General features: G+C 61.7%; 11 protein-coding genes. 9 read left to right on the forward strand and 2 right to left on the reverse strand.

Annotation, left to right across the window (positions count from 1 at the left end):
• Position 1 precedes the first annotated feature (1 nt).
• The 5 genes from rnr to rpmG all read left to right on the forward strand — a co-directional run bounded on the left by rnr (position 2) and on the right by rpmG (position 5,025).
• Positions 2-2,371 carry a ribonuclease R gene (rnr, locus tag BLJAPNOD_RS16485; protein WP_115420516.1) on the forward strand — a complete coding sequence of 790 codons (2,370 nt, stop codon included), beginning with the start codon at positions 2-4 and terminating at the stop codon, positions 2,369-2,371.
• A 32-nt stretch (positions 2,372-2,403) separates the two neighbouring features.
• Entirely contained in the window at positions 2,404-2,865 is a 462-nt protein-coding gene (locus BLJAPNOD_RS16490; RefSeq protein WP_115420517.1) for a DUF983 domain-containing protein, read from the forward strand.
• Complete coding sequence (locus BLJAPNOD_RS16495) at positions 2,862-3,566, forward strand: NUDIX hydrolase (protein WP_115420518.1); 705 nt, start codon at positions 2,862-2,864, stop codon at positions 3,564-3,566. Before BLJAPNOD_RS16490 ends, BLJAPNOD_RS16495 begins: the two co-directional genes overlap by 4 nt.
• 13 nt (positions 3,567-3,579) lie before the next feature.
• Positions 3,580-4,764, forward strand: coding sequence for an MFS transporter (locus BLJAPNOD_RS16500; protein ID WP_115420519.1), 1,185 nt, complete (start codon positions 3,580-3,582; stop codon positions 4,762-4,764).
• A gap of 93 nt (positions 4,765-4,857) precedes the next feature.
• Positions 4,858-5,025 carry a 50S ribosomal protein L33 gene (gene rpmG, locus BLJAPNOD_RS16505; protein ID WP_007626161.1) on the forward strand — a complete coding sequence of 56 codons (168 nt, stop codon included), beginning with the start codon at positions 4,858-4,860 and terminating at the stop codon, positions 5,023-5,025.
• A 546-nt stretch (positions 5,026-5,571) separates the two neighbouring features.
• Here the strand turns inward: rpmG and BLJAPNOD_RS16510 are convergent.
• Entirely contained in the window at positions 5,572-6,939 is a 1,368-nt protein-coding gene (locus tag BLJAPNOD_RS16510) for a PleD family two-component system response regulator (RefSeq protein WP_115420520.1), read from the reverse strand.
• 17 nt (positions 6,940-6,956) lie between these two features.
• Positions 6,957-7,328, reverse strand: a complete 372-nt coding sequence (locus BLJAPNOD_RS16515; protein ID WP_025426610.1) for a response regulator — start codon at positions 7,326-7,328, stop codon at positions 6,957-6,959.
• A gap of 156 nt (positions 7,329-7,484) precedes the next feature.
• Between BLJAPNOD_RS16515 and BLJAPNOD_RS16520 the strand changes: the two genes are divergently transcribed.
• From BLJAPNOD_RS16520 to BLJAPNOD_RS16535, 4 genes are all read left to right on the forward strand, one after another.
• The gene (locus BLJAPNOD_RS16520; protein WP_115420521.1) at positions 7,485-7,757 is read left to right on the forward strand and encodes a DUF3572 domain-containing protein; all 273 of its coding nucleotides are present in this window, start codon (positions 7,485-7,487) and stop codon (positions 7,755-7,757) included.
• A 2-nt stretch (positions 7,758-7,759) separates the two neighbouring features.
• The gene (locus tag BLJAPNOD_RS16525; RefSeq protein WP_199565951.1) at positions 7,760-8,401 is read left to right on the forward strand and encodes a hypothetical protein; all 642 of its coding nucleotides are present in this window, start codon (positions 7,760-7,762) and stop codon (positions 8,399-8,401) included.
• 162 nt (positions 8,402-8,563) lie between these two features.
• Positions 8,564-9,856, forward strand: coding sequence for a DNA polymerase IV (locus BLJAPNOD_RS16530; protein WP_115420522.1), 1,293 nt, complete (start codon positions 8,564-8,566; stop codon positions 9,854-9,856).
• A 104-nt stretch (positions 9,857-9,960) separates the two neighbouring features.
• Positions 9,961-11,199 (forward strand): L,D-transpeptidase family protein, encoded by a 1,239-nt coding sequence (locus tag BLJAPNOD_RS16535; RefSeq protein ID WP_115420523.1) that lies wholly within the window; start codon positions 9,961-9,963, stop codon positions 11,197-11,199.
• Positions 11,200-11,249: the final 50 nt, after the last annotated feature.

The following is an 11,249-nucleotide window of genomic DNA, read 5'->3' on the forward strand; positions in this document are numbered from 1 at the left end:
CTTGACCAGAATACCGCGCGACCCGACCCAAAGATCCGGAAAAGGCTCCGGCAGGAAAGAGGGCCGCGCGGCAAAGGCCGCGCCGGCACCGGAGAAAACCGCGATCATCCATGGCGCGGTTCCTCCACGCGACGTGCTGATGCGTTTCATCGCCGAAAATCCGGATCGCGCCTCCAAGCGCGAAATCGCCAAGGCCTTCGGCCTCAAGGGCGACACGCGCATCGAACTCAAGGCTTTGCTGCGTTCACTTGAAGCAGACGGACTGGTCGAAAAGAAGCGCAAGTCGCTCGTGCGCCCTGGCGCCCTTCCCCCGGTGACCGTGCTCGATATCACCATGCGTGACGTCGATGGCGAACTGATCGGCCGTCCGGCCGAGTGGCTGGACGACGATGGCGTCGCACCGGCGGTGCTGATCAAGCAGTCGTCTGTCGGCAGGGACAAGGGCAAGGCGCCGGTCGGCGGCCTCGGCGACCGCGTGCTTGCCAAGATCTTCCCGGCCAAGGACCGTGGCGGACCTGCCTATACCGCTCGCATCATCAAGGTGCTCGACAAGCGCAAGGACGCCGTTCTCGGCGTTTTCCGCGCGACGCCCGGCGGTGGCGGAAGGCTGATGCCGATCGAGAAACGCGGCGAGGAAATTCTCGTCGATCCCGATTTCGTCGGCGATGCCAAGGACGGCGACCTCATCGAGGTCCAGCTGACACGCCTTGGCCGCTACGGCCTGCCGCGTGCCCAGGTTCAAAACGTCGTCGGCTCGGTCGCCTCGGAAAAGGCGATCTCGATGATCGCTATCTATGCCCACGGCATACCGCATGTGTTCCCCGAACGCGTCATGAAGGAGGCCGAGGACGCCGGCCCCGCCACCATGGCGCATCGGGAAGACTGGCGTTCGCTGCCGCTGATCACCATCGATCCGGCCGATGCGAAGGACCACGACGACGCTGTCTACGCCGAGCCTGATCCATCGGAAGACAATCCGGGTGGCGTCATCGTCACGGTCGCGATTGCCGATGTTTCCTGGTACGTTCGGCCGAAGTCGGCGCTCGACCTCGAAGCGCTGAAGCGCGGCAATTCGGTCTACTTCCCCGATCGCGTCGTGCCGATGCTCCCCGAGCGGATCTCCAACGACCTCTGCTCGCTCAAGGAAGGCGTCGACCGGCCGGCACTCGCCGTGCGCATGCGCTTTTCCAAGGAGGGCCGCAAGGCCGGACACACCTTCCACCGCATCATGATGAAGAGCGCCGCCAAACTGTCCTACCAACAGGCCCAGGCCGCCATCGACGGCAATCCTGACGACAAGACCGGCCCGATCCTCGAGACGATCCTGAAGCCGCTCTGGGAGGGATACCGCATCCTCACCCGTGGGCGTGACCGCCGCCAGCCGCTCGAACTGAACATGCCCGAGCGCAAGATCATCCTGAAGCCGGACGGCACCGTCGATCGCGTTTTCGTGCCCGATCGCCTCGACGCGCACAAGCTGATCGAAGAAATGATGATCCAGGCGAACGTCGCTGCCGCAGAGACGCTCGAGCAGAAGCGCCAGGTGCTGATCTACCGGGTGCACGACCAGCCGTCGCTGGCCAAGCAGGAGAGCCTGCGCGAGTTCCTCGCTACGCTCGACATCGCGCTGGTCAAGGGCGGCAACATGCGCTCGAACCATTTCAACGGCATCCTGACGAAGGCCGAAGGCAAGCCGTTCGAAACCATGGTCAACGAGATGGTGCTGCGCTCCCAGAGCCAGGCGATCTACAGCCCCGAGAATATCGGCCATTTCGGCCTCAATCTCTTGAAATATGCGCACTTCACCTCGCCGATCCGGCGCTACGCCGATCTGATCGTTCACCGGGCGCTGGTCGCTTCGCTCGGGCTCGGCGAAGGCGGGCTGACGCCGCCGGAAGAAGCCGTTCTCGACGATATCGCCGCGGAAATCTCAACCTTCGAGCGCCGTGCCATGGCCGCCGAGCGCGACACCGTCGACCGGCTGATCGCCCATCACCTGAACGGCCGCATCGGCGAGGAATTCGAAGGCCGCGTTGCCGGCGTGACCAAGGCGGGACTTTTTGTCACCCTGCCGGCCTATGGCGCCAACGGGTTCGTACCTATATCTACGCTCGGTCGAGACTACTTCATCTATGATGAGGCACATCAGGCCCTTTCCGGCGAAAAGACCGGACTCGGCTTCCGTCTCGGCGATCAGGTGCAGGTCAAACTGGTCGAAGCGGTGCCGCTTGCCGGCGCGCTTCGCTACGAGATGATCAGCGAAGGGCGCAAGATGCCGACCGCCACGCGCTCCTTCCACAAGTCGGGGCGTCGTGATCGCTCGGGCCCGCGCAAGACGCCGGGAACCCGACCGCCGCGCAGCAAGCGCTAGGCCACGCGGCAAGCGGCTTCGACAAGGAGAGAATGCAGATGACGGCAACGGACAAGGAAACGCTTCATCTCGGGGGCCATGCCACTGAGGAACGTCCCGTCGGCCGGTCGATGCGGCGCGGGTTTTTCGGCACCTGCCCGGCCTGCGGCAGTGGCAAGCTCTTCCGCAGCTACGTCAAGGCCGTCGATGCCTGCGCCGCCTGCGGCGAGCGCATGGATCACCAGCGTGCCGACGACTTTCCGCCCTATATCGTCGTCACCATCGTCGGCCATCTGGTGCTCGCCGGCTACATGATGACCGACATGATCCTGCCACTGAACTCGTGGCAGCACCTTGCCATCTGGACACCGATTACGCTGATCAGTTCGCTGGCACTGCTGCAGCCGATCAAGGGTGCCGTCATCGGCCTGCAATGGGCACTGAGGATGCATGGCTTCGGCGGACAGGAGGATGCGCCCGAGGACGTGCTGCCTGCGCGAGATCCCTCCGCATGACGTCAGGGCGCGAAAGCGTCGTCCTGGCTCCCGCCAGCCCCGAGCGGCGCGTAAGGCCGCGTGACGCAGCATCGATCATGCTGCTTGACCGCGCCGGCGGCAGCGTGCGCGTGCTGATGGGCCGACGCAGCAGTGCGCATGTCTTCATGCCCGACCTCTACGTCTTTCCCGGTGGGCGCTGCGACCCGACGGACCATCGTCTTGCCTTCTCCACCGACCTCAATCCCGCAGTTCTTCAGGCGTTGAAAAGCGTCGGGGGGGCACCCGTCAGCGACGCTCGCGCGAGAGCACTGGCGCTGGCGGCACTTCGGGAACTCTACGAAGAAGCCGGCGTTCCCTTGGGCACGCTGCATGCAAAGGCGCAAGCGCCACTGCCCTTTCTTCCAGAACTCGCAAACTTGCGCTATATGGCTCGGGCCATTACTCCTCCGGGACACTCGAGGCGGTTCGATACCCGCTTCTTCGCGATCTTCGCGGACGAAGCCGAAATCGATACATCGCGGGTTCTGGAAAGCCGGGAGCTCCAGGATTTGCAGTGGATCGATGTCAACGACCTGCCCTCGCTCCGGATACCGGAGATAACCGCTATCATCCTTTCGGATTTGAGAAGCGGCCTTAACACGGACCCGACGCTGCCCTATGAGCGCTCCGTGCCCTTCTATTTCGCGCGCCGTGGGCGGTTCATCCGCACGCTTCTCTAAGGACCACCGTCGCATGTCACAGCCGACGCCCGGGTGCCCAGCACCGGTTGAGGAAATTCACTGGCCGTCGCTGATTGCGGCGGTCTCCGCCATCAGCGCCGTCGGCATCGCCATCGGCCTCGGCCTTCCGCTGCTTTCGAGCATCATGGAGAAGCGCGGCATCTCGTCGACGCTGATAGGTCTCAATTCTGCGATGGCCGGCGTGGCCTCCATGGTCGCGGCTTCCTTCACGACCAAGTTCGCCCACCGTCACGGCGTGGCGCCGACGATGCTCTGGGCCGTGCTGCTCTCCGCAATCAGCGCCTTCGGCTTTTATTACATCACCAACTTCTGGCTCTGGTTTCCGCTGCGCGTCGTCTTCCACGGCGCCATTACCGTGCTCTTCATCCTCTCCGAGTTCTGGATCAACGCCACCGCACCGCCAGCGAAACGGGGCTTCGTGCTCGGTATCTACGGAACGGTTCTATCCCTCGGCTTCCTGAGCGGGCCGCTGCTCTTCTCGATCCTCGGCAGCGAGGGCGTCTTGCCCTTCGTGGTCGGCGCCGGCGTCATTCTGCTTGCCGCCGTGCCGATCTTCATTGCGCGGGACGAGAGCCCGGTGATCGACGAAAAGCCCGGCCGTCACTTCATGCGCTATATCTTCCTGGTGCCGACGGCGACCGCCGCCGTCTTCATCTTCGGCGCGGTCGAATCGGGCGGGTTGTCGCTCTTTACGGTCTACGGGACACGGTCGGGGTTCACCGAATCACAGGCAGCGTTGCTGCTGACCGTGATGGGCGTCGGCAACTTCATCTTCCAGATTCCGCTCGGCATGCTGTCAGACCAGATCAAGGACAAGCGCACGCTGCTGTCGGCCATGACCGTCATCGGCCTCATCGGCGCCCTTTGTCTGCCAATGCTGGTGGAAAGCTGGTTCCTGATGGCCATCGTCCTGTTGTTCTGGGGCGGTTGCGTCTCCGGTCTATACACGGTCGGCCTCAGCCATCTCGGCTCGCGCCTGCAAGGCTCCGACCTTGCCGCCGCCAATGCCGCGTTCGTTTTCTCCTATGCGGTGGGCACCGTTGCCGGGCCGCAGGTGATCGGCGCATCGATGGATGTGGCTGGCAACAACGGCTTTGCCTGGGCGATTGCAGGGTTTTTCGGCCTTTACGTCGCGCTTTCGGTTGTAAGGATCGTTTTGAATCCAAAACGGTCTTGACTTTTCGGCCGCGATTTGTAGTTTCGCGCCAACCTTGCCCGTGGCCCGCAACCGGTTTTCCACGGCGTTCAATTTCATAAAGGCAGGACGACCATGGCAAAAGCCACCACCATCAAGATCAAGTTGCTGTCGACAGCCGACACTGGTTTCTTCTACGTCACGACCAAGAACAGCCGTACGATGACGGACAAGATGACCAAGACCAAGTATGACCCGGTCGCAAGGAAGCACGTCGAATTCAAGGAAACCAAGATCAAGTAAGATCTGACGTTTCGTAGGATCAAGGGGCGCCAACCGCAAGGTTTGGCGCCCCTTTCCGTTGGTGCCCTGAAGCGGCCGTCCCGCCTCCCCCTTCGTCTCTCCCGAATGACAAGAACACAGCGGCACGAATCGAAAAGCGCCGCCCCTCACGGAACGGCGCTTTGAATGGGGGTCGGCTGGCTTCTAACCGCGGCACGAGGATTCCGCAGGTGTCAAAAGCCAACCGACCGACCCCACGACCCAGGAGATGCGGCGGACCTGAGCATCATGGGGTAACCGAAACGGATGGAAGCGACGCCCCCTCGTTTATCAGCATCACCTGAATATAGAAAAAAATCAACGAATTCTTAATGCGCGGAGCGGTGTTGCTCGGCGCATGGTTAATTCCGTACCGTCCTGATACATGTAAATTCGTGGCCGCCGCCGCCACCAACCGCCTTGGTAGCATCGGCGCGCCGAACAATACAACTTTAAGGGCATATCGCAAGAGGGATCCGGAATTTCATCATAGCGGCAGCGGATGAAGCCGCCGGTGGGTTCCGGTCGTCAGGCTGCAGCTGCCACCACGCGGTTTCGGCCTTCGTTCTTCGCTTGATACAGGGCCGTATCTGCGCGCTTCAACAGAGCTTCCGTCGTGTCGCCTTCCAGTTTGAGACCAGCAATACCCATGGAAGCGGTGATGACCAGTGCGCCGTCCGCATGCGGTATTGAGAACGGTTGGCTCTCGATGATATGCCGTAGCCGTTCGGCAACTGTCGCTGCCATCTCCGGCGACGTGTCAGGCATCACGACAACGAACTCTTCGCCGCCGAAGCGGCAGGCGAGATCAGCACCGCGCACCGTCGCACGGATGCGGCCGGCAAACTCGCGCAGCACCTCGTCGCCGACATCATGACCATAGGTGTCGTTGACCTGCTTGAACCGGTCGATGTCGGTCATGCAGATCGACAGCGGGCGTCCGCGCGCTGCAGCACGATCGAGCAGCAGCTTCAGATGATTGTCGAGGTAGCGACGATTGTGCAGACCGGTGAGGCCATCGGTGACCGCCAGTTCGATCGTCTGCTGCACACTCATTCTCAGCATGTCGTTGCAATGCTTGCGCCTGATCTGCGTCAGCGAGCGGGCAACGAGTTCATTGGGATCGACCGGTCGGATGATGTAGTCGGTAACGCCCAGATCGAGGGCCCGCACGATCATTTCGTCATTGCCCTGCTCGGTGATCAGCAGGATCGGGATGAAGCGCGTGCGCTCCAGAGACCGCAGCTGCGAGCACAACCGCAGGGGATCGTAGTCGTCGAAGTTGGCATTGACGATGACGAGGTCGAAATTGTTCTCGGCGGCTTCGAATAAAGCCGCCTGCGGATCGGAGATGACGGAGACCTCGGCAATCGGCTTTAGCGCACGCTGCAGCCGCTCCTGAGAGGACCCGCGGCCATCGACCAGGAGGATATTGCCTGGCTCGTCCGGGCGATCCTGGCGCGCCAGTTCCTGCAGGCCGATGGTCTGCGCCGTCTGGGCCCGCAGCCGCAGTTCGTCGCTGACGTTCTTCAGGCGGACGAGGCTCTTGACCCGCGACATCAGCTGCAGATCATTGACCGGCTTCGTGAGAAAATCGTCGGCACCGGCCTTCAATCCGCGAACCCGGTCGGAAGGCTGGTCGAGCGCCGTCACCATGACGACGGGAATATGGGCGGTACGCGGATTTGCCTTCAGACGCTCGCAGACTTCGAAACCGTCAATGCCGGGCATCATGATGTCGAGAAGCACCAGGTCAACCGGCGTCGTCTCGCAGAGCGACAGCGCCGTATGACCATCGCCGGCGGTCAGCACATCGAAGTACTCGGCGAGCAAACGCGCTTCCAGCAGCTTAACGTTGGCAGGCACGTCGTCGACAACAAGAATGCGCGCAGTCATATCAATTTTCCCGCCGCTCAGGCATCGCCAAGGTAGGTCTTGATCGTCTCAATGAACTTTGGCACAGAAATCGGTTTTGAAACATAGGCTTCGCAGCCGCCCTGGCGGATACGCTCCTCGTCGCCCTTCATGGCGAAGGCAGTCACGGCAATGACCGGTATGACGTGCAGCTCGTCGTCTTCCTTCAGCCACTTCGTGACTTCGAGCCCGGAGACCTCCGGCAGCTGAATGTCCATCAGGATCAGATCGGGACGGTACTTCCTCGCCAGCTCAAGCGCCTCCATCCCGTTGCGCGTCTGGATCGTCGCGTAGCCGGAAGCCTCAATCAGGTCTCGGAAGAGCTTCATGTTCAGCTCGTTATCCTCAACAATCATTACCTGTTTGGGCATGTCGATCCCTTGCTGTCCGTCGTCTTCTTGCAAGTCTTATCAAGACATCTAAGTTGCAGAACCAACGACTCGACCCATTTCCTCGAGTTCAACGATAAACCTATTTGGTTGAAAAATAGGTAATTCCGGGCGTAAAAACAGTAGGAGGCCAAGACATTGAAGAGAGCCGACGAAATCGCCATCGACATTCTTTCCTGGCTTGCCGGCGAGCCGGACCTGTTGTCTCGATTTCTCGCGCTGACGGGGACGGATCCGTCCTCCCTGCGCAACGCGATTGGCGAGCCGGGCTTCATGGGCGGCCTCGTCGCCTTTCTCATGGACCATGAGCCAACACTGATCGCTTTTTGCGAGGCAACGGATACGGCCCCCCAGGACGTGGTGCGCGCGCACCAGAAACTTTCCGGCGCCGCCGACCTGCAGGATAGCTGAGCGTGAACGACGCGATCTTCGAAGATAGCATCCGCCTCAGCGATCGCCCGCTTGTCGTCAGCGATATCGACGAAGTCGTGCTCGAATTCCTGAACCCCTTCCAGGCCTTTCTCGAAAGCTGCGACCATGTTCTCCTGCCGCGCTCGTTCCGGCTGACCGGCAACATCGTCCATCGGATAACGCAACAGGCGGCGAGCGAGGCCGCGGTCAAGGAACTGCTTGAGATTTTTTATGCCACGCAGGAGCGTTGGCAGACGCCGGCTGTCGGCGTGGTCGAGACCCTTCGCCAATTGTCCGAACAGGCAGACATCGTCTTCCTGACAGCCATGCCGCCGCGTCATGCGGCCGCGCGCCGTGCCCTGCTCGATCGTCTTGATCTTCCTTACCCTTTGCTCGCCTCCGAGGACCCGAAAGGGCCGATCGTGCAGCGTCTGCATGCCGGACGGGCACTGCCCGTCGTTTTCATCGACGACATCGCCCGCAATCTGCAATCGGTGCAGGAGCACGCGCCGTCCTGCCTGCTGATCAACCTGATGGCGAATGCCGAGTTTCGAGCGCTCGCGCCTGCGCCAGATACGTGCGTGCACATTGCTGCCGACTGGGCTGATGCCGCCAGTGCCATTCGCGCGCATTTCCAGCGGTAGCAACACCCAGCCCGACAGCGCGAGGCCCGCATGACGGAACTCGAAACCCGACCCGCGACTTAGCGTCGGCAACCTGACATGCAAGGCAATTTCCAACGCGGCCTCCCTTGAGACTCGCTAGCGTAGAGCGTAAAGTCGCAATGTTCAACATTTGTTCCAGATATGCTCGACAGTGGTTCTCAAACTCCAGGCTTCTGCCGTGATTGCCTTAGGGAACAGACCGCGACCGCGCGACGCTGCCTTGCCTGCGGTAGTCCGCGGCTTATGCGGCATACGGAACTCTACGACCTGACACTGGCCCATATCGATTGCGATGCGTTTTACGCGTCCGTCGAAAAACGTGACAACCCGGAGCTTGCCGACAAGGCAGTTATTATCGGCGGCGGCAAGCGCGGCGTGGTCTCCACCGCCTGCTACATCGCCCGCATCCACGGGGTGCGCTCGGCCATGCCGATGTTCAAGGCACTCGAGGCCTGTCCGCAGGCAGTCGTCATCAAGCCCAATATGGAAAAATACGTTCGCGTCGGTCGCGAGGTCCGCACGCTGATGCAGGAACTGACGCCTCTGGTGCAGCCGCTCTCCATCGACGAGGCCTTCCTGGAACTGAGCGGCACGCAGAGGCTGCACCACGATCCCCCTGCCCGAACGCTCGCGCGCTTTGCCCGCCGTGTCGAACAGGAGATCGGTATTACTGTCTCTGTCGGGCTTTCCTACTGCAAGTTCCTCGCCAAGGTTGCCTCCGATCTGCAGAAGCCGCGCGGCTTCTCGGTGATCGGCCAGGCTGAGGCCCTCGAATTCCTGAGAGAAAAGCCGGTGACCTTGATCTGGGGCGTCGGCAAGGCCTTTGCCGCAACGCTGGAGCGCGATGGCATCCGCATGATCGGCCAGCTCCAGACCATGGAGGAAGCCGACCTCATGCGCCGCTACGGCACCATGGGTCAGAGGCTCTACCGCCTGTCGCGCGGCCTCGACGAAAGAACCGTCGAGATTGACGGCGAGGCGAAAAGCGTGTCGTCCGAGACGACGTTCAATGACGATCTCGCCCGCTACGACGATCTCGTCACGCATCTGCGCCGGCTGAGTGAACAGGTCGCGCATCGGCTGCGCAAATCCGAACTGGCCGGCCAGACCGTCGTCCTGAAACTGAAGACGGCCGACTTCAAGACCAGGACGCGAAACCGCCGTCTCGACAGTCCGACCCGGCTTGCGGACCGTATCTTCCGCACGGGGCTGCAACTGCTGGAGAAGGAAATCGACGGCACGAAGTACCGACTGATCGGCATCGGCGTCAGCGATCTTTCTAGCCCCGATCTCGCCGACCCGCCCGATCTCGTGGATCCCGCAGCGACCCGCCGCGCTGCCGCCGAAGACGCCATCAACAAGCTGCGCGACAAGTTCGGCAAGGCAAGCGTGGAAACCGGCTACACCTTCGGTAGCCGCAAGCGCGATCACTAGTGCGTCATCGGCGCCGACTTGACGTTGCCTCGGCTCGATCCGGACGAATTCTTTAAAGATTGCAGTCTAAGCTCGTCGGCCAGTTTACGTGTTGGGATGAGTGTATGGTATCGCGTTTCGCTCTCACGGCCAGCGTTGTCGTCTTCCTGTTTTCGCCTGCCGCCGGCTTTGCCGGCAGCGGTGCACCGCTGCAGATCATCGTTTCCAAGAACCAACAATCGCTCGTCGTCTATGACGGCGACGCGGTGATCGCAACATCTGCGGTCTCCACGGGCAAGGCCGGACATTCGACACCGACGGGCATCTTCTCGATCCTCGAAAAGCGGCGTCAGCATAAATCCAACATCTACTCGAACGCGCCGATGCCCTTCATGCAGCGGCTGACCTGGTCCGGCATCGCACTGCACGGCTCCAATCACGTGCCGGCCTATCCCGCTTCCCACGGCTGTGTGCGCCTGCCGAGCAAGTTTGCCGCCAGCCTCTTCAAGATGACGTCGCGCGGTATGCACGTCCTGATAACTGACCATCAGGTCAGCCCCACCGAAGTATCGAGTGCCATGCTCTTCCAGCGTCAACCGGCGCCGGGCGACAATCCCGCGCCGCTGTCGGACGTGCCACTTCGCCCTGCGATAAGTAAGGCCGAGAACGTGCCGATCGAAGTGGCGATGACGGAGACATCGACCATTCCGTCAGCCATCGCCGAGGAAAGCCGCGAGCCGATCCGAATGCTGATCACCCGGCGTGGGGAGCGTGATATCCGGCGCGACGTCCAGTCGGCCCTGAACCAACTCGGCTATATCGCCGGTGTGCCGGACGGCCACATCGGCCCGGATACGACTGCCGCCATCAGCGCGTTTCAGACTGCCGAGGGGGCGGTCGTCGATGGGAAGCTGACGCCAGAACTGACAGACGCCATCTTCAAGAAGGTGGGGCGCGACACTCCTGCCAATGGCGTTATCCTGGTCCGCCAAGGCTTCAAGCCGATTTTCGAGGCGGGTGTCACCATCGGCAAGCCGGAGCAGGCGCTTGGTACACATTTCCTGCAATTTCATGAGGTTGACGGTGAAAAGGCCGAAGGCAAGTGGTACGGCGTTTCACTCGAAAACCATCTGCCGTCAGCGACAAAAAAGCGGCTCGGCATCGACACCGACGCCGACGCATCCGCCTTCAACGCCATCCAGCGCACGCTTGGTCGCTTGACCATCTCCGACGACGTCCGCAGCCGCATCGGCGGCCTGCTTGCAGACGGGTCTTCGCTGTCGATTTCAGACATGGAAAGCGGGCTTGAAACCGGCGACGGTACCGACTTCATCACCATCACGCGAGCGTCGCCACGGGGCTGAGCCGATGCGCGCAGCATCAGACGCGGCCGTCACGTCCAATGGGCGCGGCT

It is taken from the genome of Ensifer sp. M14 (assembly GCF_003355565.1).
Taxonomy (GTDB): domain Bacteria; phylum Pseudomonadota; class Alphaproteobacteria; order Rhizobiales; family Rhizobiaceae; genus Ensifer.

Coding starts and splice junctions, on each gene's coding strand:
- BLJAPNOD_RS16490 (WP_115420517.1), top strand. CDS start 2,404: ATGCAGATGACGGCAACGGACAAGGAAACGCTTCATCTCGGGGGCCAT.
- BLJAPNOD_RS16495 (WP_115420518.1), top strand. CDS start 2,862: ATGACGTCAGGGCGCGAAAGCGTCGTCCTGGCTCCCGCCAGCCCCGAG.
- BLJAPNOD_RS16500 (WP_115420519.1), top strand. CDS start 3,580: ATGTCACAGCCGACGCCCGGGTGCCCAGCACCGGTTGAGGAAATTCAC.
- rpmG (WP_007626161.1), top strand. CDS start 4,858: ATGGCAAAAGCCACCACCATCAAGATCAAGTTGCTGTCGACAGCCGAC.
- BLJAPNOD_RS16510 (WP_115420520.1), bottom strand. CDS start 6,939: ATGACTGCGCGCATTCTTGTTGTCGACGACGTGCCTGCCAACGTTAAG.
- BLJAPNOD_RS16515 (WP_025426610.1), bottom strand. CDS start 7,328: ATGCCCAAACAGGTAATGATTGTTGAGGATAACGAGCTGAACATGAAG.
- BLJAPNOD_RS16530 (WP_115420522.1), top strand. CDS start 8,564: ATGCTCGACAGTGGTTCTCAAACTCCAGGCTTCTGCCGTGATTGCCTT.
- BLJAPNOD_RS16535 (WP_115420523.1), top strand. CDS start 9,961: ATGGTATCGCGTTTCGCTCTCACGGCCAGCGTTGTCGTCTTCCTGTTT.